Source organism: Roseateles oligotrophus, assembly GCF_014204525.1.
Taxonomy (GTDB): Bacteria; Pseudomonadota; Gammaproteobacteria; order Burkholderiales; family Burkholderiaceae_C; genus Paucibacter_A; species Paucibacter_A oligotrophus_A.
Genome location: NZ_JACHLP010000009.1, coordinates 1 through 26,681, shown reverse-complemented (window position 1 = coordinate 26,681; position 26,681 = coordinate 1). Strand labels below are relative to the sequence as shown.

Sequence of the window (26,681 nt, the reverse complement as noted above, 5' to 3'; positions counted from 1 at the left end):
GAATGCTGCCGCGGCGGGATTGAGCCGGGCCACCATCTCAACGGCTCGTCACCAGCGACTGCGCCGCCGCCCAAACCGCCACATCGTCGCGGCGGATGGCGGCGGCCATCAGGCCCGGGAAGGCGTCGGGCGTGCAGGCAAAGGACGGCACACCCAGCGCGGCCAGCTTGGTGGCCAGGCCACGGTCATAGGCCGGCGCACCTTCATCGCTGAGCGCCAGCAAGGTGATGAACTGCACGCCCGATTCCACCAGCTCGGCGGCGCGGCGCAGCAGGTTGTCCTCGACACCGCCCTCGTACAGATCGGAGATGAGCACGAGGATGCTGTTGCGCGGCTCGCGGATCAGGCTCTGGCAATAGCCCACGGCGCCGTTGATGTCGGTGCCACCGCCCAGCTGCACGCCGAACAGCAGCTCCACCGGGTCCTCGAGCTGCTCGCTCATATCGACCACGGCGGTGTCAAACAGCACCAGCCGGGTGGCCACCGCCGGCAGGCTGGCCATCACGGCGCCGAAGATGCTGGCGTACACGACCGAGTTGGCCATGGAGCCGCTCTGGTCTATGCACAACACCACCTCGCGCTGCGGCTTGCGGGCCTTGCGGCCATAGCCCAGCAGGGTCTGCGGCACGACGGTACGGTACTCGGGCTGCCAATGCCTGAGGTTGGCGCGCAGTGTGCGGTGCCAGTCGATCTCGGCATGACGGGGGCGGCGATTGCGCTGGCTGCGGTCGAGCGCGCCGCTAACGGCCGAGCGCAGCGGCTCGTCCAGGCGCTGCATCAACTCGTCCACCACCTTGCGCACGACCAGGCGCGCGGTTGCCTTGGTGCCGGCCGGTATCACCCCCGACAAGGCCATCAGATTGGCCACCAGATGCACATCGGGCTGCACCGCAGCCAGCATCTCGGGCTGCAGCAGCAGGTCGCGCATGTCCAGGCGCTGCAGCGCATCGTGCTGCATCACCTGCACCACCGAGCTGGGGAAGTATTTGCGGATATCGCCCAGCCAGCGCGCCACGCCCGGTGCGGAGCCACCACGCCCGCCGCGCCGCTGGCCGGACTTGAGGCCGCCCGGGCCGTCGGCCTCGTAAAGGGCGGTGAGGGCTTGGTCCATCTCGGCCTGGGCACCCACCAGGCTGCCACAGGCCGTCTCGGCCTCGCTGCCTAACACCAGGCGCCAGCGGCGCAGGCGTTCGGCATCGTTCGACGCTTCGTTCATGCATTGACTCCCAGCAATTGGCGCAACAGCGGCAGGGCCAGCGCGGCACGGGCCTCGTCCCATGCGGGCGCGATGGCGATCGGGGCCTGCGGCTGCCCACCTTGGGCGGCGCGCTGGGCCAGGTCACGGCGCTCGCCGGCCTCGAAGGCGGCGAAGCTGCGGCGCACCAGGGGCAGCACGCTGACGAAATGCGCCTCGCTCAGCCCGGCCAACCAGTCGTCCACCAGCCGCCAGACCTTGGCATCGTGCAGCAGCACCACGGCATTGCGGTTCAAGAATCCATCCAGCCAGGCCGCCGCCCGGGCCGGTTCGGCGCCGCTGGAGAGTTGCAGGGCGATGGCCTGGGCCACCTCCTCGCTGGCCCACACACCGGCGTCCAGCAGCAGGCGCGTGGCCACGCCCTGCAGCAGTTGGTGGGCGGCCCGGCTCCGGCCCAGCTGGGCCAGGGCCTGCTGCCAGCTGCGGGTCTGGGCCTCGCCCTCGCGCAGGCCCACGGCGGCATGGGCGCCCAGCAGCAGCTTGCGCAGGGCATCGGCGGCGGCGTCATCCAGCGCGCTGCAGGCCAGCGGCAGGCTGATGGCGGCGCGCAGGATCAGGCTGTCCAGCACATGGCCCACCAGGGCCGCGTCGGTCTGGCGCACATTGCCGTAGCGGTACACATTGGCCAGCGGCGCCAGGGCGGCCAGCAGCTGCGGGGTGTCGCCGGTCAGCGCGGCCCGGGCTTCCAGGGCGGCCGCAGCGGCGGCCGTGGCCTCGGGCAATTGGGCCAGCAGCACCTGGTCGACCAGGGCCGAGAGTTCCTCCAACCCTTCGGCCCGGGCGCAGCGGTCCAGCACGCGGGCGCTGGCCGCCTGGGCCACGGTCTGGCCCCACTGGCTGGCTTCGATCAGCGCCAGCGCATATTCGGGCTGCCATTGCAGCGTCCACAGCTCGTGGAAGGTGCCACGGCTGCTGCGCCCCACCTTGGCCAGGCTGCCCCAGTCAAGGCCCAGCAGGTTCAGCCGGTGCAGCAACTGGCTGCGGGCCAGGTCATTGGCATTGCGCAGGTCCAGGTCCAGGGTCTTCTGCGTGGCCTCGGGCTTGAGGCGCAGGCTTTTCTGGGCCTGCTCCAGGTCACGCTGCAAAGGCACGGTGGGCACATCGGAGGGCACGGCCCCCAGGCGGTCGCCCACCACCAGCTCGGTGTGGATGAAGCGCAGCACGGTTTCGTCGCCCAGGGTCAGCACCGTGCGGCAGGCCTCGTGCAGTTCCTCCAGGCCCGGGGCCGGCCGCTCGCGCAGGGCGGCCAGGGCGTCGGCCAGGCGCGCGGCCTCGATCAGATGGGCGCTGGAGCAGTCGAGATCACGCTCCCGCATCAGCCGGGCCACCCGGCTCAGCCAGCCCACGCTGCGCGGCGCGCCGCTCTGGCCGCATTGCCACAGATGTTCGTACCAGCCGGGGGCCTGCACGCCGGCACCGTAGCCGCTGGCGGCGGCCAGATGGCGGTAGGTCCAGGGCACCCAGGTGCTCTGCACCTTGAGCTTGGGCAGGCCCTTGAGCAGGGCGGCATCGGCCTTGGCCGTGGCCGGCCCCTGCAGGCCGCCCAGATGCCAGGCGCCGCAGACCACGGCGATGCGGGCATGGCCTTCCTTCTGGGCCGCGCGCACGCATTGGCGCATAAAGGCCTCGCGCAGCGCTTCACGGCGCTGCGCGTGCTCGCCGCGGCGGGTTTCGCTCCACTCGGCGCGCAGCGCGCACATGGCCTCGTTGATGGCGGCGAACAGGTCTTCGCCGTCGCTGCCTTCCTCCACCCGGTGGTTCCACCAGGCCTCGCCGTCGGCATAGCCGGCGGCATGGGCCAGCCAGTCCAGCGGGTCGGAAGCCTGGGGTGCAGCGGCGTCTTCGCTCGCCTCTGCGGCTTCAAGCTCGGCCTCGCGCCGCGCCTTCTCCAGCGCCAGGCCGTGCACCAGGGGCAGGTCGATGAAGCGCAGGGGCACGCCCTGTTGCGCGGCCCAACGCAGCGCCTGCCACTCGGGCGAGAACTCGGCAAAGGGGTGGTAGACGGCCAGCCGGCTCTCATCCGGGCAGTGGCTGAGCAAGGCCACCGGCGGCCGCATCCCGGGGGCCAGCACAAAGGGCAGCAAGGCCTCGCCCTCGGGCGGCCCCTCCACCAGCACCAGCTCGGGCGCGAAGTCTTGCAGCGCCCGCAGCAGGCTGCGCGCGCAGCCCGGCCCATGGTGGCGTATGCCGAAGTAGCGAACCGTCATGGGGCTCAGTTCAGCTCGCGGAAGGCGCGGTACAGGTCCTTCCAGTCGCTGCGCTCCTTCACCACGGTTTCCAGGTACTCGCTCCACGCCAGCTGGTCCTGCACCGGGTCTTTCACCACCGCGCCGATCAGGCCGGCGGCCATATCCTGGGGCCTCAGCACGCCGTCGCCAAAATGGCCGGCCAGGGCCATGCCGCTATTGATCACCGAGATGGCCTCGGCGGTGGAGAGCGTGGAGCTGGGCGATTTGAGCTGGGTCTTGCCGTCCTCGGTCTTGCCATTGCGCAGCTCGCGGAAGATCTGCACGATGCGCCGCACCTCCTTCAGCGCCGGTGGTTCGGCGGGCAGTTGCAGGGCCTGGCCCATCTCGGCCACGCGCTTGACGACGATGGCCACCTCCTCGGCCTCGCTGGCGGGCACCGGCAGCACCACGGTGTTGAAGCGGCGCTTGAGCGCGGAGGAGAGCTCGTTCACGCCCTTGTCCCGGTTGTTGGCGGTGGCGATGACGCTGAAGCCGCGCACCGCCTGCACCTCGCTGCCCAGCTCGGGGATGGGCAGAGTCTTCTCGGACAGCACGGTGATCAGGCTGTCCTGCACATCGGCGGGAATGCGGGTGAGTTCTTCGACGCGGGCGATGCGCCCCATGCGCATGGCCTGCATCAGCGGGCTGGGCACCAGGGCCTTGTCGGAGGGGCCATGGGCCAGCAGCTGGGCATAGTTCCAGCCGTAGCGCAGCTGCTCTTCGCTGGTGCCGGCCGTGCCCTGGATGAGCAAGGTGGAGTTGCCGCTGATGGCCGCGGCCAGATGTTCGGACACCCAGGACTTGGCCGTGCCCGGCACGCCGTAGAGCAGCAGGGCGCGGTCGGTGGCCAGGGTGGCCACGGCGATCTCCATCAGGCGCGCGCTGCCGATGTATTTGGGGCTGATCTCAAAGCCATTGTCCAGCGTGCCGCCCATCAGATAGCGCAGCACGGCCCAGGGCGAGAGCTGCCAGTTCTCGGGCCGGGGCCGCGTGTCGATCTTGCGCAGCTCGGCCAGTTCCTCGGCGTACTGCACTTCCGCGTGCTGGCGCATCACGGGGGTGGCATTGGGCGTGTTCATGGGGTCGGTCTCAGTTAGGAAAAGAGGCATGCAGGGCGCGCCGGGTGGCGATGACCTGCGTGGCGCTGTGCAAGGTGTTGGCGAGGCTGGCGGTTTCGTCCTCGCTGCGCGGCAAGGGCTCCAGGCGAGCCAACGCGGCCGGATGCAGGGCGCAGCACAGATCGGGCAAAAGACTGCGCAGCAGATAGTCATCGCGCAGGGCGGCGTCCGGCGTCTGCAGCGGGCGGCGCAGCAGCTTGTCGGCCACGGCCAGCGAGAACTCCTGCGACAGCTGACCCTGCAAAGGCAGGGCGGCCAGCACCTGGCTCAGCAGCGTAGACAGCCCCAGATTCGTGCCGGCCAGCTGGCGCTGCCAATGCTGCTCGCGCTCGGCCAAGGGCAGCAGGGCCAGCACGGCGCTGCTCTCGTCGCGCAGGCCTTGCGCCGGCCAGGCGCTCAGCAGCGCGCGGCACCAGTCGGGCACCGCGGCGGCAGCGGGCGCGGCAAACAGCACATCGCGCCAGCCGCGCAGCAAGGCCTCGGCCCAATCGCTGGCGGCGGCCCATTGCAGCAAATCCTTGGGCGCCATCTGGGTGTGCTGCTGCCACCAGCCCAGCGGCACCTGGCGCACCAGTTGGTAAAGCCACCAGGCGCGCTCGCCCAGCGATTCATGCTGGGGGCGCGTGGCTTCGAGGTTGTCGGCCTTCCAGTCTTCGCCGACCGCCTCGGGGGCATGCAAGACCCAGCGCTTGAGCAGCAGCGCGCGCTCCTGGCGCAGCAGCAAGGCCATGCGCTGTGCGGCCCGGCTGGGGTGGGCGGCCGCGGGCAGGCACAGCAGCAGGCCCAAGGCCTGCTGGCGCACCTCGCGGCTGCGATCGGCGCGCAGGCCGTCGAGCAGCTCGGCATCGGCATCGCCCAGGTTCAGGCTCAGCGTCCCCAGCAGCTCGGCCCGCTCCTTGGCCCCCAGCTCGGGCAGGGCGAGGCGCAGGCGCTCGCGGGCCGCCGCCGGGTCTTGCGCGCGCTCCCGCGCCAGCAAGGCCAGGCGCTGCTCGGCGCTGCCCTCGGTCCAGCGGGTCTCATCGGCGGCCTCGGCCGCCACGCCGGCGGCATAACGCCAATCGTCATGCTGCGCGGCCAGCCACAGGCCGCGCGTGCCCAGCACCGGCGGCAGCCAGGGCCGCAGGGCCAGGGAGCGGCGGCCCTGCTCCAGGGCGGCCGGCAGTTGCTCGGCCGGCAGGCGCTGGCCGGCGCGGGCCAGCAGCCCACACAACTCATGCTGCAAACGCGCCGGCCCCTCTTGCCAGGCCCAGGCCATCTGGGCGCAGAGCCCGGGGTGCCGCGGCTCGGGCAGGGGGTCGGCCGCACAGGGCGCGGGCAGTTCGCCCGCCCAGGCCGCGCCCTGCGCGCCCGCCTGGCTGCAGGCCGCCAGCACCGCGCAGGCACGCAGCACGGCCGTGGCCGCATCGGGCGCCGCCGCGGTAGATTGAGCCAGCAGCGCGCCCACCGCGCCGGGCCAGCTGGGCAGTGCGGCCGCATGGCGCTCGCTGCCCACCATGGCCACGGGCAGCAGGGGCGCCCAGATACCGGTCGCAGCACTCATGCCAAGCTCCTTTGCCAAAGCACCGGGGCGCCCTGCCCCGCCCAGGCCGTGAGTGGGCGCAGCCGCCGGCCGTCCCACTCGCCCATCAGCTGCACGGCCTGGCCGCCGGTGACGGCGAGCAGGCGCCAGCGCTCGGCCTCGCCCAGATCCAGCACCAGGCTTTGCCCGCCGGCCACGGCCAGGGTGGCCTCGCCCCGGTTCAACAGCAGCGCTTCGCTGAGCAGCAAGGGGTGCAGATTCAACCACGGGCTGCGGGCGCTGCGCAGGGCCAGTTGCTGCCATTCCTCGGCCAGCGTCGCGCTGGGCCAGTGCGCGGCCTGCTCCAAGGCCTGGCTGTCCAGGGCCAAGGCACGCAGGCCCGCCGCGCCGGGAAAAAACACCAGGGTGGCTTGCAGCACGGCGCCCGTGGGCCAGACCTGCTCAAAGCCCTTGCCGGCAAACACATGGTCCAGCAGGCAGGCGCGCCGGCCGCTGGCCGCGCCCTGCAGCCACACGCGCCTTTCGCTCAGCTTGTCCTCGCGCTCTTCGGTGAGCTGGCCCAGCACGGTCCATTGGTCGGCCAGTTTCTCGCCGGTCTCCTGCAGCTCGGCCTTGTCATGCGGCCAGCCCACCAGGCTGCGCAGATCGGCCTGCAACTCGGCGCTCAAGGTCTCACGGCGGGCCAGGGCTTCACAGGCGAGTTGCAGCAGGCCCAGGCGCTGCAGGCTGCGCTCGGGCCAGTCCTCGCCCGCGTGCAGGCCCTGGGCCGCCTCGCGCACACGCTGGCCCAGGCCGGGGGCCTGGGCGTCCACCAGGCGCGCGGCCATGGTGTGCCAGCTCTTGATCACTTCCGGGTTCAGGCTGCCCAGGCCTCGCGCCAGCTGATCGGCCAGCCAACGCTGCAGCTCGGCCGCGGCGGCCGTGACACGCTGCCAACGCTGCGCCTCGCGCTGGGCCTGGCGGTCGGCGGCGGCCTGCGGGTCCACGGGCATGGCGGCCTTCTCGGCCGCCTTCTCTTCTTTTTTCTGCGCCTTCTCGCTGCGCGTGGCCAGCCATTCGCCGACCCAGGCCGGCGCCTCGCTGGCAGCGAACAGCGCGGCGTCCTGCGCACGCATCAGCAACAAGGCCAGGCCATGCTTGCAGGGGAATTTGCGGCTGGGGCAGCTGCAGCGGAAGGCCGGGCCGCTCAAGTCCACCTGGGTTTGGTAGGGCTTGGCGCCGCTGCCCTGGCATTCCCCCCAGACGGCCCGCGAGTCCTGGCCCAGCAGCGGCCATTTAGCCGGCGCCACCAGGCCTCGCGCCGCCTTGACCGAGGCCGGATCAGGCGCCAGCGCGCATATCGATGCTTCATCGCTCAGCATGGGCTGAAGCTTCCTCCCCGAGATGTTTTTCATGGCCCTTCCAGCGGGGCTGGTGGGCAGGTGTTTGGGGAGGGAGTTTAGGGGCAAAAAGGGGGGGGCTTCGGCAGCGTCGGCATCCTCTTAGAACGTGTTTGCGATCCCAATGGGGTCGCAAACACGTTCTTAGGCCAGCAAGCCACGCTCGCGGTCCAACTCCGCGCGCAACTCTTCTTCGCTGGGCAGCACCAGCTTGTACTTGCTGGCAAACAGCTGCTCGTGGCCCTGCAGCATCGAGTAGCGCACCACGGACGCATCCTTCTGCGCGCACAGGATGATGCCTACCGTGGGCCCGTCGTCCGGCCCGCGCTTGAGCTCGTCATACATGCGCACATACATGTCCATCTGCCCGATGTCCTGGTGCGTCAGCTCACCACGCTTGAGATCGAAAATAACAAAGCATTTGAGCAGATAGTTGTAGAACACCAGGTCCACATAAAAATCCTTGCTCTCGGTGCTGAGTCGCTGCTGGCGCGCCACAAAGGCAAAGCCCTTGCCCAGTTCCAGCAAAAAGCCCTGCAACTGATTGATAAACGCCTGCTCCAGCTCGCTCTCCAGCAGCGCCCCGGCCTGCGGCAGGCCCAGGAACTCCAGCAACACGGGGTCACGCACAAAAGCGCGCGGGCTGCTCGCCTGCGCCTCGGTCTGCAAATTCACCCGCGCCTCGTGCTCCACGGCCGCACGGTCCTGGCTCAACAACAGGCGCTCGTAGTAAAGCGTGCCAATCTGCCGCTCCAGCGCGCGGGTGCTCCAGTTTTGGCTGGCGGCCTCGTTCATATACCAGTCGCGGGCGCTGGTGCTTTCCAGCTTGAGCAGGCTACGGTAATGCGTCCAGCTCAATTCGCGACGCAGTGCGTCGCGAATTGGGAAAGCCAAGAAGAAACCCCGCATATGACGCAAATTCGTGGCGTCAAAACCCTTACCAAACTCGGCCATCAAGCCGTCGGCCAAGAGCGGCAGCAAGCGCTGACCATAAGCCGCCCTCGCCTCGCCGCCTTGCTCAAACTCCACGATATGCCGGCCCAGTTCCCAGCAAGTCTGCACCTGCACCTGATCCACCACCCGCAGTGCCTGCTGCCGGCCCAGACGGATCAGCGCGCCAAGCTCGGCAAGCAGAGGCTGCAGCGTGGCGGATTCGAGTTGCGCGTGCACGGAGGCGGGGGCTTTCTTTGGCTTGCTACTCATGCGGGTTCTCGGGCATCCATGGGCGGGACAAGGGCAGCGATGGGAATGGACTGGCGTTATTTCGGGAACGGATGCTACTCCCGCATCTCGCTGCACGCGATCAACGCTGGTCTATTCTGAACGGCGGCTATATGGCCGGCACAATCAAACCCTGCGCCACCTTGACCGACGCCGCGCCCGGCGCCAGCGCGCATATCGTCCTGGGCTTGTGTGCCGCAGGCCAAGTCAACCTGATCTGACATCAACAGCACACCACCTACGGAACAATGCGGAACTTAGCCCCCGACCATCCTCACATGACTGACGGGGAAGACATTCCCTCAATCGACAGGTGATATTCCGTGACCAAGCGACATCTTCTCTCTTTGGCAGACTATCAGCGCATCTACCAAGTCTGATCTTGCCCTCGGATTCCGTATCCCATGACCGAGCGGTGATGGGATACGGAATCCGAGGGCAAGATCACTGAAAGCTCCCGCAATCATTGGAGCTTGGTAGGTAGGCGATAAGCACGCTTCGTCAGCAGCAGGTCGTTCATGTCGAAAACTGAGGCCAACAAAGACATCATTCCGAAGAACAATCAAGTTCGACTCTCTGTTTTCAAATGCCCCCATGCCCCTCCACTACCTCACCCTCCCCGTCACCCCCTTCCAGCAAAACTGCTCCCTGCTCTGGTGCGATGAAACGCGGGACGCGGCGCTGATCGACCCCGGTGGCGAGCTGCCCAAGCTGCTGTCCGCGGTAAAGGCGCAAGACCTGAGCCTCAAGGCCATCTGGCTGACCCATGCGCACATCGACCATGCCGGCGGCGCCGGACAGTTGGCGCGGGAGCAGGGCTTGCCCATCATCGGGCCGCACCCGGGTGACCAGTTCTGGATTGATGGGCTGGCCAAGCAGAGCCAGATGTTTGGCTTCCCTGCGGCCGAGAGCTTCACGCCGACGCGCTGGCTGGCCGATGGGGATACCGTTGAAATCGGCCGTCAGACCCTGAGCGTGCGCCACTGCCCGGGTCATACACCCGGCCATGTGGTGTTCCACTCCGCCGCCATCCAGCGCGCTTTTGTAGGCGATGTGCTGTTTGCCGGCAGCATAGGCCGCACGGACTTCCCGGGCGGCGACCATGCCACGCTGATCCGCTCCATCACCGAGAGGCTTTGGCCCATGGGGGATGAAACGGTCTTCATCCCCGGCCATGGCCCCGAGAGCAGTTTTGGCCAGGAGCGGCGCAGCAACCCCTATGTGCGCGGCACATGAAAATCGCCTGGCTGCGTGTGGCCCTGGCCACGGCTTGTCTGCTGGGCTTTGCGGCCATGGCCTGGCGCCTGTTCGGCCCGCGCGGGGTGGAGGTGGAGTTGCTGCGCAAGAGCTGGCGGCTGGAGATTGAAGTGGAGCGCCAGATTGCCGAGCTGGGCTCGGCCTGGTGCGATGAGCTGCCCGCCGGCGCGCAAGTGCAGAGCCGGCGCCTGCTGGCCGACCCGGCAGGCCGGCGCAGCCAGCCCGCCGAGCATTGCCGTTACACTCTGCCCACCTGGCGCGCGCTGTGGCAGGCCCGGCAGGCGGGGCTGGACCCGGAACCGCCGCGCTGGCCCCAACCCATCCTCAAGCAAGGCAGCGATGAGCTGAGCCCGCAGCGCCTGGGCAAGCGGCATGAGGTTTACGAGCTGGAGCTGCAGGCCGCCAGCGGCCAGGCCTGGGTCTGCGCCCTGCCCCTGGCGCAATGGCGCGCCCTGCCGAAAGGCCTGAAGTTCCGCCTGGCGGTCGACCGCCAGGGCGTGGCGGACTGTGCCAGCGTGCCTGGGGCTAATATCTCGCCCCCAACCACCACAGCAAGATCCCCATGAGCCTCTCTTTTTCAGCCCGGCTGGCCGCCATCCCGCCCGGGGCGGGCGTGCTGTTCTTCATCCAGATCTTCGCCACCCTGGGTTTTGCGGTGCTGTATTCCAGCCTGGTGCTGTATGCCACCGGGCATCTGAAATTCAGCGCCGAGAAGGCGACCCTGATCATGGGCGTGTTTGGCGCCTTCAACTACGGCCTGCATCTGTTTGGCGGTTATCTGGGCGGGCGGTTTTTGAGCAACCGCAATCTTTTTGTGGGCGGCATGGTCTTGCAACTGCTGGGCTGCGCAACCATGACGGCCGGCACGACCGAAGCGTTGCTCTGGGGCCTGGCCTTGTTCCTGACCGGCAGCGGGCTCAACGTCACCTGCTTGAACATGATGCTGACCCAGCGCTTTGCCCCCGAGGACAACCGGCGCGAGGCCGCCTTCCTGTGGAATTACGCGGGCATGAATATCGGCTTTTTCGTCGGCTTCACCGTGGCCGGCCATTACCAGCTGACGCAGCGGTACACCGAGCTGTTCTGGTTCGCCACTCTGGGCAATGCGGTGGCGATCGTGCTGGCCCTGTTTTACTGGCGGGTGCTGGCGGACATCAACACGCCGCTGCTGCAAGCCAGCCGGCGCGAGTTCTTGCTGCGTCTGGCCGTGGGCATGGCGATCCTGCTGGGCTTGGTGCCGCTGCTGTGGTTCTTGCTGCAAAACCCGCAGGGCACGGAGTATCTGGTCAAGGCCGTGTCGGCCGGCGTAGCCCTGGCCTTGGTCGTGCTGACGCTGCGCCACAAGGATCTGGCCGAGCGCAAGCGCATGTGGGCTTATCTGATCCTGACCCTGGGTTCGCTGATGTTCTGGTCGCTCTACCAGATGGCGCCCAGCGGCCTGCAGCTGTTTGCCGTGGGCAATGTGAAGCTGGAGTTATGGGGCGTGACCATCGCGCCGCAATGGGTGCAGAACATCAATACCGTGGTGATCGTGCTGGGCGGCCCGCTGCTGGCGGCCTGGTTCGCGCGCCTGCGTGAGCGCGGCTGGCCGGTCGATGTGCCACAGCAGTTTGCCGCCTCGCTGCTGCTGATGGGCCTGGGCTTTCTGGTCCTGCCGCTGGGCATTGCGCTGGCCGATGGCCAGGGCAAGGTGGCCTTCAGCTGGCTGTTCACCAGCTATGTGCTGCAGGCCCTGGGCGAGCTGCTGATCTCGCCGGTGGGCTACGCCATGATTGGCCGCCTGGCGCCGCGCCAATACCAGGGCGTGATGATGGGCAGCTGGATGCTGGTGACCGGCCTGGCCTCGCTCTTCGCCGCCGATTTCTCCGGCAGCGTGGCCCAGCCCGAGGGCGGCAGCGCCCTGGTCAGCAACCCGGCCTATGCCAGCTTGTTCACCCAGTTAGGCCTGGGCAGCGTGCTGGTGGGCGTGCTGCTGATCGTGCTGGTGCCGAGGCTGCGGCGCCTGATTGGCGAGCCGAAGCAAGAACCGGTTTGAAGCAGCAGAGGCCGTATACAGGGCGGCGGGGCCAGGCGGGACTTCCGCGGCGGCAACCGCTTTGCCGCCGCGGTGACGAGACCTCGCCCTACTTGACGCTCAACTCCAGGCTGCGCAAAGCCTCTTGGATAGGAATGAAAAAGTTGAAGCCCTTGCCAGCGTCCACCCCGCCTTGGGTGATGGCGATGACACGGCCTTCAGCATCAAGCAAGGGACCGCCGCTGCTGCCAAAAGTGACGGCGGCATCGCTTTGCAGGACGCGCCGGCCTTGCAAGCTGCGATCGGCGCTGAGCACGCCGCGGGTCATGGAATTGGTCAGCACGCCCAAGGGCGAGCCGATGGCGAACACGTCCTCTCCCACATCCAGCGCCGTGGCACGCAGATTCAAAGGTTCCAGTTCCACGGCAGGCGTCTTCAGCAAGGCGACATCGCTGCGCTCATTGAGCTTGAGCACCTGGGCCACCAGCTTGTCGCCGTTCTGCATCTTGACCTTGACGAACTTGGCCCCCTTGACCACATGCACATTGGTCAGCAAATAGCCTTCCCGGTCGATATAGAAACCGCTGCCGCTGCCCGAGGGCGTCTCCAGCGTGACGACGGCCGCACGCAGCGCCGTCTGGTTCTTCAAGGCGCCCCCCGGGGCCAGGGCCCCACCCTTGAGCGTCAACAGATTGGGCGACGCGGCCGCCCCTTGGGCGGATGAGGCAGCGGAGGCTGAGGCTGACGCCGCCCCATCGGCCGACACTTCGGCCGGCTTGCCGGCCTTGAGTGCCTGCAGGAACTCGGGCGCGGCGACGAAATTGCTAAGCGAGGAAATCATGGCCCGCTTGCCCAGATCCGTGATCTTGTCCTTGCTCTGGCCCAAGCCCTCTGCGCTGGCCTGATAGACGACTTTTTGCAGGCGCTCCGAGTACAGGGCCCAATCGATCTTGAACTGAATCCAGCCCTCTGCCGTGCCATTGAGCGAGCAGATCTCGAACTTGGCCTCCTTGACGATGCCACCCAGGCGGAAGTCGGGTGCCGCGGCAATATCGGTATCAAAGGCATTGGACTTGCCAGCACCGGCCAGCGGATAACCGAGGCGCTTGAGCTCTTGCGTGGTAACGCTGGTGATCAGCGCACCATAGTTATTCAAAAAGGCCTCATTCACCACCATGGGCTGCTCATTGACACAGAACCAGCCAAAACGGGAATGCCCCAGCTCATCGCCCTGCAGAATGCCTATCTTGATCTTCTCCACCGAGACCGTGGACTTCAAGTCCTCACCCTTGACCGAGCGTGCCTCGGCTTGGCTGAACTTGGGCGGCGGCGGGATATCTGCAACGGCATTCAAGGCCCAGCCGGTCAGGCCGGCCGCCAGAGACAGGGCCGCCCAGCGGGGCCGGCGAGCGGATGAAAGCGCAAGCTGATTCAAGGCGCCTGGAATCGTCGTCATAGGGAAATCTCCTGGTGTCAGCGCCCGCCAGCTCCTCCGCTGGCCGGACATGCGAGGCCGCATGTTATGCCAGCCGAGCAGCCCCGCTGGACGAGTCTGGCCAGGAGCGCTGCGCTGTGTGCCGTTGGCCGCGCTTATCCACCGAGAGTCTGTGCCTTGCCAGCATTCAAAACGCCCTGCCTTCCGCGCCCCGGCCACCGACGGACAAGTTCCGAGTCCGCCGGTGGCCGGGCCTCATCTGGAGCCGTAAATCATCAGCCCGCTGAGCAAGCAGGCCATGGGCTCCCCCTGTTCCTTGGGCAGGCTGTGCAGTTGCCAAACGCGGCCCGGGTAAAGCACCTCGACGGCGGCCACGCCTTTTTGACCCCCCATCTGCTCGACCCGGTAGCCCACGGCGGGCGAACGCAGGCCGCCATCGCTATTGCCCCACAGGTATTGCCGCATGGCGTAGCGAGTTTGGCCCAGCACCATCTCGCCTTGCAGGGGACGCCATTCATCGTCCAGCTTCAACTGCACCTGCTCCGCTGCACTCTGGCAGCTGCATTGCAGCTGGGATTTTTCGTCTTCAAGGCGGCCCTGCTTGAGCTGGAGGTACAGGCCTTTGGAACGCAGCTCGCAGTGGCCCTGCCATTCCTGCTGGCCTTGAAAGCCGTAGCTGAAGTGTTCACTGCCTTGGGCGGAGGAAACCTTGTCGATACCCCAGCTGCTATTGCTGCTCAGGCCACGTTTGACCTTGCCGATGCGATAAGGGCCTAGCTCGAAGGACTCGTCGATCAGCAAGCCGGTGGCCCGGCTGCGATGGGCCACATCCAGCACCAAGGCCTGAGGCGCAATATCGGCCGGCGCCGCCATGCGCGAGCTGGGTGGCAGGGCGCAGGCGGCCAACATCAGGCTGGGCAGCAGCACCGCGAGGCGGCTGGGGCCGCTGCGCCGAGGTGTTGCCGACGGCCGAAGAAAGCTGATTGGCTGGGTCATGGATGGCCTGAAGAGTTGTAGCGACAGAGCTGCTAACTTCAAGCCAGGCCGGTAGGTTGACGGGCATGGTGAATATGCCCATCTATCGGCCTTACCCTCAGGTCTTGGCGTCGCCGGGGCTGGTGATCGGCTTGCCCAGGGTCGGGCGTAGAGCGGCGAACACAACTCAGCGCAGTGGTCCTGGCTAGGCACGCCGTCGAAGACAGTACAGCTGCTACGGCGAGACGGCGTAACGACGCCAGGAGAGTTTTGCGAGCCGCGCTTAGTTGCGTAAGTCCAGACCGCCCAGCACCAGCTCGGCCTGAATCAGCAACTGTTTGCTGCTCATCAGCGGCGGCGTGGTCTTGTCGCTGATCTCGGACAACAAGGGCTTGCCTTTCACGCTGACGCTCCAGTCCGGCGGCAACAGCAGCTTGACCGAGCCCATCACGACCAGGATATTGAGCTGGGCCGGACCCTCGATGGAGGCCTGGCGCAGGTCCAGCAGGGTTTCACCCATCACCACCTTGATCTCGCCGCCGGCGAAGCGCGGGCTGCTGAGCTTGGACTGGTTGCCACTCAAGACGGTGCTGATCTGCACCCGGTCTTCCTCCAGCAGCTCCACCGTCGCGGCGCCGCCGCTCTGCTCCCAGGCCAGGCGGCCGCGGAACATCACAAGCACGCCGGCGCCAATCAGCAGCAGAGGCCAGAAATCGCGCCAGCGGAAGTCGAAGATGCCCAGATGGCGCAGGGTCAGCAAGCTGCCCACGGCGATCAGGGCAAAACCGATGCCACGGCCACGCGCGTCGGCATCCTGGCTGAGCTTGAGCGCGCCCAGGGCGATCAGGATCAGGGGCCAGAAAGGCAGGACGCGGCGCACATCGAAGACGTGGAAGTTGTCCAGCAAAAAGGCCAGGCCCAGCAGCGTCAGCACCAGGCCGAACAGGAGCTGCTGCTTTGAATCTTGTGCTCGTTTCATGGCTGCTTCTGCTCCGGCACTGTCACTTCCACGGTGTTTTCCTGGCGCAGGCTCAAGGCGCCCAACACCAATTTCCACAGACCCAGGCCGACCAGCAGGACGGGCCAGCTGTTGTAGTAGTCCATGCCCAGATAAGCCATCTCGCAGGCATAGAGCCAGGCCGAGAGCAGCAGGATCAAGACGCCGCTGCCGACCTGGTTCAGATCACGCGCCGTTACCAATCGCACCAGGCCGACGGCGCCGAGCGCCAAAGGCCAATGGGCCCAGAGCCAGGCGATCAGGTGATAGCCTCTTTGCTCCAGCAGGGCCACAAGGCCGATGACGATCAGGCACAGGCCGGCGAAAACATGATCCTGGGGGCGGCCCTTGCGGGGTGGTTTTATCGACATGGGCTTGCGCTCGTTTTTGTGATGCCCGCCACGATAAGCGAGGGCCGCGGCACTGTCGAAATCTATTTGACGAACGGACAGGCGGGAGGTGTGAACGACAGCAAAGACCGACAGATGTTGGCCCTGCCTCGCTTCAAGGTTTGCGAAAAGCCGTGGGCAGCTCACCCGACCAGCGCTTGAAGGCCCGCCGGAAGGAACGCGCGTCGGTGTAGCCCAAGGCCTGAGCGACCTCAGCGATGCTGAGTTCGGTGTTGATCAGCAGGTCGCGCGCCCGCTCGTAGCAGGCCGTTTCGCGCAGTTCACGGTAGCCAGCGTTCTGTGCCACCAGGCGACGCCGCAAGGTGCGTTCGCTGATATTGACCTGCGCCGCCAAGCCGCGTTGCGAGGGCCGGTCCCGCAGGCCATAGCGGATGCGGCTGACCACCGAAGCCAAGAGGTCGTCTTGGCCGATGGGGGCTGGCAGCAATCGATTGAGCTGCTTGCGCACCACTTCGCTGCTGAGCCTGTCGTAACCCGGCAGCCTCATCCGCAGCCATTGGGCATCCACCGTCATGCGGTGCTCGTCGGCGTTGAAGCGAACCGGGCAGCGGAAGAAGCGCTCATACAGGCGCGGCTGCGCCGGGCAGGCATAGGCGAAGTCCACCTGCAAGGGCTTGAAACTCACCCCCACCATGGCTCGCACCATCGCCACCACGCCGGCGAATGACTCTTCCACCAAAAAGCTCTCGATCTCTTGGTCGAAATTGTGAGGCGTTGAGCTGACCAAGAGGCGCTCACCGTCAAGGCTGATCAGGTAGGAGGTCATGGAGCCAATGAGGGCCTGGCGCTCCAGGCCGTAGCTGACCGCCTCGCCCAAGGTTTCGCAACTGAGCATGGCCAAGCCGGCCAGGCCCCAGGCGATGGGCGTCTGGCGGGCGCCCACGGCCATGCCTAGCGCGGGCTCGTTCAGTTCGCGCTGCACCCGCTGGATCAGGGCCCGGGTCTGCTGGTGTGAAACCAGCACATCTTCCTCGACCAGGGTCTGCGGCGTGATGCCCAGGCCACGGCACAGGCGCTCCATGGACAGGCCTCTTTCCTCCGCCAAGGCCAGCAGCACCCGCGCGACCGAGGGCACCAGATTGGCCTGGCTGCGCGGGTCGGCATGTGAATCGGGCTCGGGGACGGGGGGGCTTTGCTTCATGACGGTAGGCGAGAAACGAGCCAGATGACGATACAGATATTTTCTCAAGCTTGGCCGGTTTTGTACCACCGTGACAAGCTCAATCAAAGCCGAATCCAAACGGACTATGCGTTTGATGTTTTCATAAAAACGTCGCAAATGCAGGCAGAAGTCGGTCGCCTATGCACTCGCTTTCTTTGTCCGAAACTGCCCCATATTTGACCGAAATTGTCCCCCAAAAAGAGCAGCGAATTTACTAGAGTTCGGGGCGTCCGATTGCGCCTAACTGACCATTTAGGCAGATACCCAACTCGAAGCTACGCCGCCATGTCACATCACCCAAACAGCGCCTCGCGCACCCCAAGTTCCATCATCACACCCGGCCTACGCTTGGCCTTGCTGGCTTTGCTCGGCACGGGCTTGGCAGCTTGCAGCCAGCAGGCCGACGTGGGCAAGGCCAGCCCGGCCGCGCCAACTCGGCCCGTGCTGGTCGCTGACGCCCAATCGTCCTCCAGCCAGGGGCCGGAGTTCATCGGCGAGGTGCGCGCCCGCCAGCGTGCAGAGCTAGCCTTTGCCCTGCCCGGCCTGGTGCGCCAGGTTTTGGTGGAGCCTGGCGATGCGGTCAAACGCGGCCAGTTGCTGGCCAGCTTGGATCTGGCGCCGACGCAAGCCCAGCTGGGCGCCGCGCAAGCCGAGATCCAGCGCCTGCAAGCCGGTTTGGATGAGGCCCGCCGCAGGCATCAGCGCCTGCAGGCCGCACGCGAGCAGCAGGCCGCCAGCGAGGCCGAATGGAGCGCCGTTCAAGCCGACTTGCGCATGGCCGAGGCCGCCCTGGCCGCCGCCCAGTCGCAGCGCGAGAACACGGCTTGGAACCGGGTCCAGGCTGAGCTGCGTGCGCCCTTTGATGGTGTGATCGCAGCTCGCCAGCTAGAAGTTGGCCAGACGGTGGGGTCGGGCCTGGCGGTGATCACCATGGACGGCGCCGGGCGCGAACTCTGGGCCTTGCTGCCCCCAAACCTGAAGGGTTTGAACGTGGGGCAGCGCGCTGCCTTGCTGACACCCGAGGGCGAGTTGGATAGCCGCTTGCTGCGCCTGTCGGCGCGCCAGGAGGCCGGCGGTGCACGCCGTGCGGTGTTCGAGCTGCCTGCGCAGGCCCGCGTCGGCGACACCTTGTCCATACGCCTGCAACAAGGTCCGGCCGCTGCAAACGGCCCTGTCTGGGTGCCGCTGCGCGCGGTCGAGGGGCCGGGAGCCAAGAGCAATCCCCAGGTCTTGCGCCTCAAGGCCGATGGCCAGTCGCTGGAGCGCGTGGACGTACGCCTGGGTGCCACCCAGGGTGACCGAGTCGAGGTGCTGGCAGGCTTGAAAGCCGGTGAACGCGTGGTGCTGGCTGGTGGCCACAGCTTGGCGGCGGACGCCCGCGTCAAGCCCGTCAGCAGCCTGCGCTGAAGTGACGGAGCCCATCATGAGCAGCCTTTCCGACTACGCACTCAAGCGCCCGCGTTTTGCTTTCCTCGCCGCCTTGGCTCTGGTTCTGACGGGCCTGTGGCTGGCACTGGATTTCCCCTCCACCGAAGAACCACAAGTCACCATCCGCAACGCCACCGTGCTGAGCCTGGTACCCGGCGCCAGCACCGAACGCATGGAGTCGCTGGTGGCTCAGCCCACCGAAGAAGCGATTCGCAGCATCGCCGAGGTCAAACGCATCAAGACCACGGTGCGGCCCGGCTTTGTCTTCACCTACGTGGAACTCAAACCCGAGGTCAGCACCCAGGCCCTGCCCGCCGTTTGGCAGCGCCTGCGCAAGCGCATGGCTGAACTTCAGCCGCGCCTGCCGCAAGGCGCCACCGGCCCGCTGGTGGACGATGAGTTTGGCCGCGTCGCCATGCTGACCCTGGGCCTGACCGGCCCCGGCTACAGCGCGGGCGAGCTGCGCGAGCAGGCCCGCCAGCTGCGCGACCGGCTCTACCGCCTGGACGGTGTGGACCGGGTCAGCCTGCATGGCCTGCGCGAGGAGCAGGTTCAGGTGGTCGCCAACGTCGCCGCCCTGCAGGCCAAGGGCCTGTCGGTCGCGGCACTGTCCAAAGCCCTGGCCGAGCGCAATGTGCTGGCCCCGGCCGGCCGCGCCCAGGTGGGCGGCGCCGAGCTGGGCTTGAGCGTCAGCGGCGACGCGCAGGAGATCGCCGAGCTGGGCCGTACACCGGTGGCCTTGCCCGGCGGAGGCTGGCTGCCGCTGAGCCAGCTGGCGCGCATCGAGCGCGTGCCGCAGGACCCTGCCTCCACCGGCGCCTTTGTCGATGGCCAGGCGGCCGCGGTGATCGCTGTGGCCATGGACAGCGGCCTCAATGTGATCAGCTTTGCCGAGCGTCTGCGCGCCGAGGTGGCACAGATCCAAGCCCAGCTGCCAGCGGGTATGAGCCTGGCGCCCATCACCGACCAGGCCCAGATCGTCACCAAACAGCTCAAGCAGGTCAGCCAGGTCTTTCTGGAAACGACCCTCATCGTCATGGGCGTGGTGGTGCTCTTCCTGGGCCTGCGCACCGGCTTGATCGTCGGCGCCATCGTGCCCACCACGGTGCTGGGCAGCTTGGTGCTGATGAAGCTGCTGGGCATCGAGCTGCACACCATCTCGATCGGCGCCATCATCATCGCCCTGGGCCTGTTCGTGGACAACGCCATCGTCGTGGCCGAGGACATGGAGCGGCGCCTCGCGCTGGGTGAGGATCGGGCCAGCGCCGCGGCCGCCGCCGGCCGCACCATGTTCATCCCCTTGCTGGTGTCCTCGCTGGCCATCATCCTGACCTTTATGCCTCTGGTGCTAAGCCAGACCGAGACCGGCGAGTATCTGCGCAGCTTGGGCCTGGTGATGGCGATTGCCCTGCTGCTGTCCCTGCTGCTGGCGGTGACCGTGACGCCCCTGCTGTGCCAACGCTTTGCCCAGCACCATGCCGAGCTGAGCCGCATGGCGCGCGCCGTCGAGGCCCTGACCGGCTGGTACCGCGGCAAGGTGCGCTGGGTCTTGGGCCACAAAACGCTGTACATCGGCACCATGGTGGCTTTGCTGGCCGCTGCGGCTTGGCTGTTCGCCCATGTACCGTCCGAGCTGATGCCGGCCTCCGAGCGCCGCCAGCTGCAGATGGCCATCGAGCTGGCGCCCGACACCAGCGGCAACACCACCCTGGCCACGGCCCAAGGCATCAGCCAGGCCTTGAGCGACAGCAAGCGCTTCCCCGAGCTGCAAAGCCAGGCCGTGTATGTGGGCGACGGTGGCCCTCGCTTCATCCTGGCGCTCAACCCGCCTACACCGGCCAGCCACCGCGCCTATGCCGTGCTGACCCTGGCGCCGGGCTTCACGCATGAGCAAGCGCTGCAGCGCCTGCGCAGCGAGCTGCCCGCCCTCTTCCCCGAGGTCCGTTTCGAGCCCAAGCGCTTCTCCATGGGCTCGACCGAGTCGGGCATGGCCGAGTTCCGCATCAGCAGCAGCGATGGCCACTCGCACCGCGCCGCCGCCGAGCAGCTGAGCCAGGCCCTGAACGCCCTGCCCGAGATGGTGGATGTGCGCAGCGACGCCGAGCGCCAGATCCTGCATGTGGCTGTGGAGGTGGATCAGGTCAAGGCGGCCGCCGCTGGTATCAGCAGCGCCGAGGTGGCGCACAGCCTGGAGCGCCTGCTCTCGGGCGAGGCGGTCACGCAATTCCGCGAGGGCGATACCTTGCTGCCCGTGCTGGTGCGCGGCCCGCTGGAGTTACGCGAACGGCTGCAGCAGTTGCAAGCCGCGCCGCTGGAGCGGGCTGACGGACAAGGCCGCGTCCTGCTGGGCCAAGTCGCCCGCGTGGCGTTGGCCGGGCAACCCTCGGTATTGCAGCGCGTGGACCAAAAGCGCGTCATCACCCTGAGTGCCCACCACGCCCGCTGGACAGCACAAAGCCTGGCCGATGCGGTGCAGCCCGAGCTGGCTCGCCTGCAACAAGATGGCTTGGTGCAGATTGAGCTGGGCGGCGAAATCGAGGAAGGCGCCAATGCCAACCATGCCATCACCGCCCTCTTGCCCACCTGCGTGGTGGCCATGTTCCTGCTCTTTGTCTGGCAGTTCGAGAGCCTGCGCAAAAGCCTGATCGTGATGACCAGCATTCCCTTCGTCAGCATAGGCGCGGCGATTGCGCTCAAACTGAGCGGCACGACCCTGACCTTTGTAGGCACACTCGGCCTGCTGGCCCTGGCCGGCATCATCGTCAACAACGCGGTGCTGCTGCTGGACGCCATCGACGAGGCCATTGCGAATGGCATGGAGCCCGCTGCCGCCATCGAAGACGCGGCCTCCAAGCGCCTGCGCCCCATCGTCATGACCAAGGCGGTCTGCATCCTGGGCTTGATGCCGCTGTACTTCTTCGGCGGCGCGGTCTGGACCAGCCTGGCCGTCGTCATGATGGGCGGGCTGGCGCTAGGCACCCTGATCACCCTGGGCCTGATCCCGGCCCTGTATGCCGCCTTCTACCGCGTGCCGGCGCCCCAAGCCCCAGCCGCCCGCTGAACCCAAGGACTACTTGCTATGTTGCCCACTCGAACCTCCCCTTCTTTGCTTGCGCTGGCCCTGCTCTGGGCCCAAGTGTTGACGCTGGGCGGCTGCGCCGCCGTCGCCCCGCCCAGCCAATTGCCCGAGCTGCAAGCGCGGCTTGACACGCGGCTGCCGGCCGCGGCCCCGTTGCCTCAGCAGGCATTGCCTGCACCTTCAGCCACGACAGCCTGGTGGCAGGCCCTGCAAGACCCGCAGCTCGACGCCCTGGTGCAGCAAGCCCAAGCCCGCAACCTCGACCTCAAAGCCGCCCTGGCCAGCGTGAAGCAAGCCCGGGCCCTGGCCGGCCTGGCCAACCGCGAAGGCGGGCCGCAGGGCAGCCTGGGTCTCTCGGCCCAGATTTCGCGCGCCTCCCTGCCCGAGGTCGACCCCTATGCCCAGGGGCTGCCACGCCCACCCGAACAACGGTTGATCGGCCTCAGCCAAAGCCTGAGCTGGGAACTGGACCTGTTCGGCCGTGTCGCCACGGCCCAGGCCGTGGCTGAGCGCGAACTGGGCATGGCACAAGCCGATCTGCACGCAGCCCAAGCCTTGCTGCAGGCCGAGCTGGTAAACCGTTATGTGCAAATGCGCACCAGCCAGCAAGGGCTGGCACTGGGCCAACAGCAGCTGGAGCTGGCCGAGGTGCGACGTCAGCAGCTGCTAGCCCGTGTGAAGGCCGGACTGGCCGATGCCCGCGAGCTGCGCGCCGCCGAAGGCGAACAAGCCCTGCGCATTGCCGAGCACGCCGGCCTGCAAGCTCAGTTGCAGCAAAACTTAGCCGCCATCGCCCTGCTTTGCGGTCAAACGCCGGCCGCCCTCGACCTGGAACTGGCCGCGCTGCGCCAGCCCCAGGCCCTGCCAATCTTGCCGCTGCAACACAGCTTGCAGCTCAGCGAGGGCCTGCTGCAGCGCCTGCCGCAAGTCGCCCGGGCCGATGCCGCACTGCGCGCCGGTCTGGGTCAGCAGGTGCTGGCCGAGCGTGCCCACCTGCCGCGCCTGAGCTTGGCCGCCACGCTAGGCCTCAATGAAGGCTTTTCAAACCTGGGCCAGGCCGGTGCCCTGCGCTACGCCGCCGGCCCCACGCTGCAATGGGACTGGCTGGATGCTGGCCGACGCCATGCTCGTGAAGCTGCCGCCCAGGCCGGTAGCGAACGCCTCTGGGCCCAGTTCGAGCAGACCGTGCTGCAAGCATTGGCCGAGGGCGAGTCGTCCCTGCGCGGCTGGCGCGCCCAGGTGATCGCCTGGCAGGAAACGCAAACGGCCGAGCTCGCGGCGACAGAGGCGGCGCGCTACACGCGCGAACGCCACAAGCTAGGCCTGGAACCCCAGCTCGCAGCGCTAAGCTCGGAGGCGCAGCGCCTGGACGCGCAGCGGCGCAGCCTGCAGCAACAGGCGCAGGCCCTGCAAGCTTTTGTGCAGGTGCATTTGGCTTTGGGGGCTTGGCAGCCAGGCTGAGGGCATGCAAGCGGGAGGCAAGCGTCACCTCGGCAGCCATGCCCCTGCTCTGGCCCAGGGTGGGGACGGGATGGAGGGTCTTGCCCAGGTCCTTGTCCATCGAGATCGAGCCACGAACCCTCGGCCTGCCGGGCCGCTGTCCAAGGGCAAAAGCCCTGTCCTGAGTTGCTTGTTTTGGGCCGCTACGCGACTCAGGCCGGCTCGCGCAGCCACTGCAGCAAGGACGCCATCAGCGCCTCGCCACGGCGCGCCTCCGGGTAGACCAGGTAATAGGCCAGGCCCGGCATGTGGGGGCCGAAGGCCTGCACCAGCAAGCCGGCTTTCAGCTCCGCGGCGATCGAGACCGAATCGATCAAGGCCACGCCATGCCCGGCAATGGCCGCCGCCACCGCATGGTTCTCGTCGGAGAACACCGGCCCGGCGCTGCTCTTCAAGCCACGCAGCCCGGCCAGCTTGCGCCAGGCCGGCCAGGTCGCAGGGGACGGCACACCCTCCTGCCACTCGTAGTGCAGCAGCGTGTGATGCAAGAGCTCGGCCGGCTCGCGCAAATTCAGCCTGGGGCTGCAGACCGGCGCAAAGCTGACATCGAACAGCTTCTCGGCCACCATGCCCGGCCACTCGCCGCTGCCATAACGAATGGCCACATCGGCGCCACGCCCGTCCAAAGGCACGACATCGTAAGAGCTGTGCAGCCTCAAGTCGTAGCCGGGATGGTCGGCGTGAAAGCGCTTGAAACGCGGCAGCAGCCAGCGCGCCGCCAGCGTGGGCGTGGTGCTGATGGTGAGCATGGGCCTAGCCCTTGCGGCGCGCAGCTCGGCCAGGGCTTGAGCTATCAAATCAAAACCCTGGCGCAAGGCCTCGAACAGCTGCCGACCCGCCTCCGTCAAGATCAGCTGGCGCGGCTGGCGGATGAACAGCGGCTGCTCCAGCCAGGCCTCCAGCTGGCGCAGCTGATGGCTGATCGCCGTCGGCGTGACCGCCAGCTCCTGCGCCGCCCGCTTGGCGCTCATATGCCGGGCCGTGGCCTCGAACGCTCGCAAGCTCGCCAAAGGCGGCAGCTTTCTGGTTTGCATAGATGAATTGAATATTGCAAAGCAGGAAAAATATCATCATTTGCCGGCATGGTTCCCGATGAATACATTCCTGTTGCGTCTTCCAGGCGCCAATCATTTTCATCCATCCACCCTGAGGACACCTTGCCTTGACCCATCTGCTGCACATCGACGCCAGCGCCAGACCCGGCCGCTCCGGCAGCGAGCCCTATGGCTCACACACCCGACGCCTCAGCCACCGCTTCGTCACCCGATGGATGGCGGCCAGACCGCATGACAGGTGCAGCTATCGCGACGTCGGCGTGGCGCCGCCCACGCCCGTCAGCGCCGCCTGGGTGCATGCCGCCTTCACCCCGCAGGCGCAACGCGAAGACTGGATGCAGCAGGTGCTGGCCGAGAGCGATGCCCTGGTCGACGAGTTGCTGCAAGCCGACCTGCTGGTGCTGGGCGTGCCCATGTACAACTTCGGCCCGCCCGCGCCCTTCAAGGCCTATATCGACAATATCGTCCGCGTCGGCCGCACCTTTGGCTTTGACCGCAGCCGCCCCGGCCTGCCCTATTGGCCCATGCTCAAGGGGCAGGGCAAGCGCATCGTGCTGCTGTCCTCACGCGGTGACTTCGGCTACGAGGCGGGCGGCCATATGGCAGGCATGAACCATGTGGAAGGCAGCATCGCCAGCGCCTTCAAATACCTGGGCGTGGACGAGTTCCACAGCGCCGCGATCGAATACGACGAGTTCGCCGATGAGCGGCTGGCGCAGTCCATCGCCGCCGCCGAACAGCGCGTGGATGTGCTGGTGGACATGCTGCAGGTGGCCACGCCGGGCTAATCCGTTTCCACCTCTCACTGCAACTCCGCCGGCGCCCCGCAGCATTTCTTGAACTTCTTGCCGCTGCCGCAGGGGCAAGGTTCGTTGCGACGGACCTTGCTGCTTAAGCGCTGGGCCACATGGCACTCTTGCAGGGCCTGGCGCAACGGCAGCCAGAAAGCGTGGATGCGGATCAAGCTGTCTTCGATCTCGGCGGCCAGGGCTTGGCGCTGTGCAGGGGTCTCGGTCAGCTCGTCTTGGTCGGCCGAGAACCCGTCTTCACCCAGCAAGCCTATGGGCCGGTACCAGCGCCGACCCTGGGGGTCTTGCAGCAAGGCTTGCCAGGCCGAACGGTTGAGCTTGACACCCTCGCCAAAGCCATAAGCCCAAGCCTCAGCGTCCTCAAACTTGCCGGCCGCGGTGACGCGCATCTCCCAAAACGGGGCCACCACCGGTGGCTGCGCCTCAAAGCCCGACAAGATGCTGTTGAAATGGCGCATCACCAAGCCGAGCAAATGGTTGAGGTCCTCCACACTGCTCATGGCTGGCGCCATGGCAGTGTCTTGCCCCCACACCTTGGGCAGCCAGCGGCTGGGCGGCAGGGTCTCGGGCCCGATGGCCAGGGCGTGCAAAAGCCGTCCAGCATTCCCAGCGTCATGCTGTCTTCGGCATCGACCTCGTATAACAAGAGCTGGTCGAGCTCTTCCAGCTCCGCATCCGTCAAGGGCGCCATGGGGTCGCCTTCGTCGGCCGCTTGCGGGTCATTCGACACAAATCCTTGAACGCCATTTTCTTCGATGGCCGACAGAGCGGTGTCCAGCGCGGCCTGGTCGGACTCAAACTGCTCGCGCCACACCGTGGAAGTGCCCTGCTCGTCCTCGATCTCCAAAACCCAGGGCTCGTCCGGGCCACGGTAAATCAGAATGCGCAGGACATGGCCTTCGCCGCTGACGGTTTGCTCCAACGGGGAGTGAATGAGTTCGGTGTCGTCGGTCATGGTGGAGCTTGTTCGGAAAATTGGCAGCTCAATCTGGGCTTTGGCGCCGGTTTATGGCAGCAGATTGAGACCCAGCTCCTTCAAAAAGACCTTGTGCTTGTGCTTGGCTGCTGCAATGGCCTTTTCAATTTCCAGAAATTCGCGACTGGTGGCGCGCAAGTCGATCTCGGCCATCCCCACCCGACGCGAGTAGCGCACCTCATTCAGCTTTGTATTCTCGTTCCTCATGACGCCAGTCGTTTGATGTTGTGATCGCTCAGCAAACTGCGCATTTGCGTGATGGCGATATCGTTGAGCTTGTACAAGCGCTCCGGGGCGGGCAGGCCTTGGCGGATGAAAACAGCGTTGAGGCTTTCCAAGTTGGTCAGCACCACCAGTTGTTCCAGCGTGGCGTGGTCGCGCTGGTTGCCGTCTGCGTCGGGATGAGCGTCTTGCCACTGTTTGGCGGTTTGCCCAAAGAGCGCCACATTCAGCAAGTCGGCCTCGCTGGCGTACACATGGCCTGCCTGCGCCTTGGTGATGGTGGGCGGGATCAAGGTGTCCTTGATAGCATCGGTGTGGATGCGGTAGTTGATCTTCGACAGCATGCGCTGCAGGTTCCAGCCCGGGGCTGTCCGAATTTCCGTGTGTGAGGCTCATTGAACCTTCACTGATTTCGTGAAGCTGGCTGGGGATCTTACGGGCTCGATTTCGTGAATCGGTCTTCGTAGAGGATTGCGAACTGGTTCATCGCAGATTTCCAGTTATGCCCTGGGCGTCCCCAGTCTTGGGTGATGTTTCTCAAGGCCAACCAGATCAGCTTGGTGGCCGCATCGTCGCTGGGGAAGTGTCCGCGCGTCTTGATGATCTTGCGTAGCCGCGCGTTCACGCTCTCGATGGCGTTGG

Annotated in this window: 24 protein-coding genes; 7 read left to right on the top strand and 17 right to left on the bottom strand. The window is 66.7% G+C overall.

Annotated elements, in window-relative coordinates; genetic code table 11:
• Positions 1 to 37: 37 nt before the first annotated feature.
• From HNP55_RS19475 to HNP55_RS19450, 6 genes are all read right to left on the bottom strand, one after another.
• Entirely contained in the window at positions 38 to 1,216 is a 1,179-nt protein-coding gene (locus HNP55_RS19475; protein ID WP_184303314.1) for a VWA domain-containing protein, read from the bottom strand.
• Positions 1,213 to 3,462: a DUF5682 family protein gene (locus HNP55_RS19470; RefSeq protein WP_184303311.1), complete on the bottom strand. Its 2,250-nt coding sequence runs from the start codon at positions 3,460 to 3,462 to the stop codon at positions 1,213 to 1,215. The genes HNP55_RS19475 and HNP55_RS19470 overlap by 4 nt, the downstream gene beginning before the upstream one ends.
• A 5-nt stretch (positions 3,463 to 3,467) precedes the next feature.
• Entirely contained in the window at positions 3,468 to 4,562 is a 1,095-nt protein-coding gene (locus HNP55_RS19465; RefSeq protein WP_184303308.1) for an ATP-binding protein, read from the bottom strand.
• Positions 4,563 to 4,572: 10 nt separating this feature from the next.
• Positions 4,573 to 6,141 (bottom strand): DUF5691 domain-containing protein, encoded by a 1,569-nt coding sequence (locus tag HNP55_RS19460; protein ID WP_184303305.1) that lies wholly within the window; start codon positions 6,139 to 6,141, stop codon positions 4,573 to 4,575.
• Positions 6,138 to 7,481, bottom strand: coding sequence for an SWIM zinc finger domain-containing protein (locus HNP55_RS19455; protein WP_184303302.1), 1,344 nt, complete (start codon positions 7,479 to 7,481; stop codon positions 6,138 to 6,140). The genes HNP55_RS19460 and HNP55_RS19455 overlap by 4 nt, the downstream gene beginning before the upstream one ends.
• A gap of 162 nt (positions 7,482 to 7,643) precedes the next feature.
• A complete protein-coding gene (locus tag HNP55_RS19450; protein WP_184303299.1) occupies positions 7,644 to 8,702 on the bottom strand; it encodes a YhcG family protein in 1,059 nt (352 codons plus the stop codon).
• A 612-nt stretch (positions 8,703 to 9,314) separates the two neighbouring features.
• Here HNP55_RS19450 and HNP55_RS19445 point away from each other — a divergent pair.
• From HNP55_RS19445 to HNP55_RS19435, 3 genes are read left to right on the top strand one after another with little or no spacing between them, the layout of a single operon-like run.
• Positions 9,315 to 9,956: an MBL fold metallo-hydrolase gene (locus HNP55_RS19445; protein WP_184303296.1), complete on the top strand. Its 642-nt coding sequence runs from the start codon at positions 9,315 to 9,317 to the stop codon at positions 9,954 to 9,956.
• Positions 9,953 to 10,543, top strand: coding sequence for a hypothetical protein (locus HNP55_RS19440; protein WP_184303292.1), 591 nt, complete (start codon positions 9,953 to 9,955; stop codon positions 10,541 to 10,543). The genes HNP55_RS19445 and HNP55_RS19440 overlap by 4 nt, the downstream gene beginning before the upstream one ends.
• Complete coding sequence (locus HNP55_RS19435; protein ID WP_184303289.1) at positions 10,540 to 12,012, top strand: peptide MFS transporter; 1,473 nt, start codon at positions 10,540 to 10,542, stop codon at positions 12,010 to 12,012. Before HNP55_RS19440 ends, HNP55_RS19435 begins: the two co-directional genes overlap by 4 nt.
• A gap of 88 nt (positions 12,013 to 12,100) precedes the next feature.
• Here the strand turns inward: HNP55_RS19435 and HNP55_RS19430 are convergent, their stop codons facing one another.
• The 5 genes from HNP55_RS19430 to HNP55_RS19410 all read right to left on the bottom strand — a co-directional run bounded on the left by HNP55_RS19430 (position 12,101) and on the right by HNP55_RS19410 (position 16,949).
• Positions 12,101 to 13,447 carry a S1C family serine protease gene (locus tag HNP55_RS19430; RefSeq protein ID WP_184303288.1) on the bottom strand — a complete coding sequence of 449 codons (1,347 nt, stop codon included), beginning with the start codon at positions 13,445 to 13,447 and terminating at the stop codon, positions 12,101 to 12,103.
• A gap of 234 nt (positions 13,448 to 13,681) precedes the next feature.
• Positions 13,682 to 14,422 (bottom strand): hypothetical protein, encoded by a 741-nt coding sequence (locus HNP55_RS19425; RefSeq protein WP_184303285.1) that lies wholly within the window; start codon positions 14,420 to 14,422, stop codon positions 13,682 to 13,684.
• A 262-nt stretch (positions 14,423 to 14,684) separates the two neighbouring features.
• Positions 14,685 to 15,380: a LiaI-LiaF-like domain-containing protein gene (locus HNP55_RS19420; protein ID WP_184303282.1), complete on the bottom strand. Its 696-nt coding sequence runs from the start codon at positions 15,378 to 15,380 to the stop codon at positions 14,685 to 14,687.
• Positions 15,377 to 15,769, bottom strand: a complete 393-nt coding sequence (locus HNP55_RS19415) for a LiaF transmembrane domain-containing protein (RefSeq protein WP_184303280.1) — start codon at positions 15,767 to 15,769, stop codon at positions 15,377 to 15,379. The genes HNP55_RS19420 and HNP55_RS19415 overlap by 4 nt, the downstream gene beginning before the upstream one ends.
• A gap of 133 nt (positions 15,770 to 15,902) precedes the next feature.
• Positions 15,903 to 16,949 (bottom strand): AraC family transcriptional regulator, encoded by a 1,047-nt coding sequence (locus HNP55_RS19410; RefSeq protein ID WP_184303277.1) that lies wholly within the window; start codon positions 16,947 to 16,949, stop codon positions 15,903 to 15,905.
• A 306-nt stretch (positions 16,950 to 17,255) separates the two neighbouring features.
• Here HNP55_RS19410 and HNP55_RS19405 point away from each other — a divergent pair, with 306 nt between their 5' ends.
• The 3 genes from HNP55_RS19405 to HNP55_RS19395 are packed head-to-tail and all read left to right on the top strand — an operon-like array spanning position 17,256 to position 22,938.
• Positions 17,256 to 18,377 (top strand): efflux RND transporter periplasmic adaptor subunit, encoded by a 1,122-nt coding sequence (locus HNP55_RS19405; RefSeq protein WP_184303274.1) that lies wholly within the window; start codon positions 17,256 to 17,258, stop codon positions 18,375 to 18,377.
• A 16-nt stretch (positions 18,378 to 18,393) separates the two neighbouring features.
• Positions 18,394 to 21,459 carry an efflux RND transporter permease subunit gene (locus HNP55_RS19400; protein ID WP_184303272.1) on the top strand — a complete coding sequence of 1,022 codons (3,066 nt, stop codon included), beginning with the start codon at positions 18,394 to 18,396 and terminating at the stop codon, positions 21,457 to 21,459.
• A gap of 18 nt (positions 21,460 to 21,477) precedes the next feature.
• Entirely contained in the window at positions 21,478 to 22,938 is a 1,461-nt protein-coding gene (locus tag HNP55_RS19395) for a TolC family protein (RefSeq protein WP_184303269.1), read from the top strand.
• Positions 22,939 to 23,129: 191 nt separating this feature from the next.
• Here HNP55_RS19395 and gcvA read toward each other — a convergent pair whose 3' ends face one another.
• A complete protein-coding gene (gene gcvA / locus HNP55_RS19390; protein ID WP_184303267.1) occupies positions 23,130 to 24,011 on the bottom strand; it encodes a transcriptional regulator GcvA in 882 nt (293 codons plus the stop codon).
• Positions 24,012 to 24,139: 128 nt separating this feature from the next.
• Between gcvA and HNP55_RS19385 the strand changes: the two genes are divergently transcribed.
• The gene (locus HNP55_RS19385) at positions 24,140 to 24,820 is read left to right on the top strand and encodes an FMN-dependent NADH-azoreductase (RefSeq protein WP_184303265.1); all 681 of its coding nucleotides are present in this window, start codon (positions 24,140 to 24,142) and stop codon (positions 24,818 to 24,820) included.
• 14 nt (positions 24,821 to 24,834) lie between these two features.
• Here HNP55_RS19385 and HNP55_RS19380 read toward each other — a convergent pair whose 3' ends face one another.
• The 5 genes from HNP55_RS19380 to HNP55_RS19360 form a co-directional block, all read right to left on the bottom strand.
• The gene (locus HNP55_RS19380) at positions 24,835 to 25,374 is read right to left on the bottom strand and encodes a UPF0149 family protein (RefSeq protein ID WP_348648735.1); all 540 of its coding nucleotides are present in this window, start codon (positions 25,372 to 25,374) and stop codon (positions 24,835 to 24,837) included.
• Positions 25,338 to 25,796: a hypothetical protein gene (locus HNP55_RS19375; protein ID WP_184303262.1), complete on the bottom strand. Its 459-nt coding sequence runs from the start codon at positions 25,794 to 25,796 to the stop codon at positions 25,338 to 25,340. The genes HNP55_RS19380 and HNP55_RS19375 overlap by 37 nt, the downstream gene beginning before the upstream one ends.
• 51 nt (positions 25,797 to 25,847) lie before the next feature.
• Positions 25,848 to 26,024 (bottom strand): hypothetical protein, encoded by a 177-nt coding sequence (locus HNP55_RS19370; protein WP_184303260.1) that lies wholly within the window; start codon positions 26,022 to 26,024, stop codon positions 25,848 to 25,850.
• Positions 26,021 to 26,383, bottom strand: coding sequence for a hypothetical protein (locus HNP55_RS19365; RefSeq protein ID WP_184303258.1), 363 nt, complete (start codon positions 26,381 to 26,383; stop codon positions 26,021 to 26,023). Before HNP55_RS19365 ends, HNP55_RS19370 begins: the two co-directional genes overlap by 4 nt.
• An 89-nt stretch (positions 26,384 to 26,472) precedes the next feature.
• Positions 26,473 to 26,681, bottom strand: a 209-nt coding sequence (locus HNP55_RS19360) for a transposase (protein ID WP_184303256.1), incomplete at its 5' end; no start/stop codon positions are given.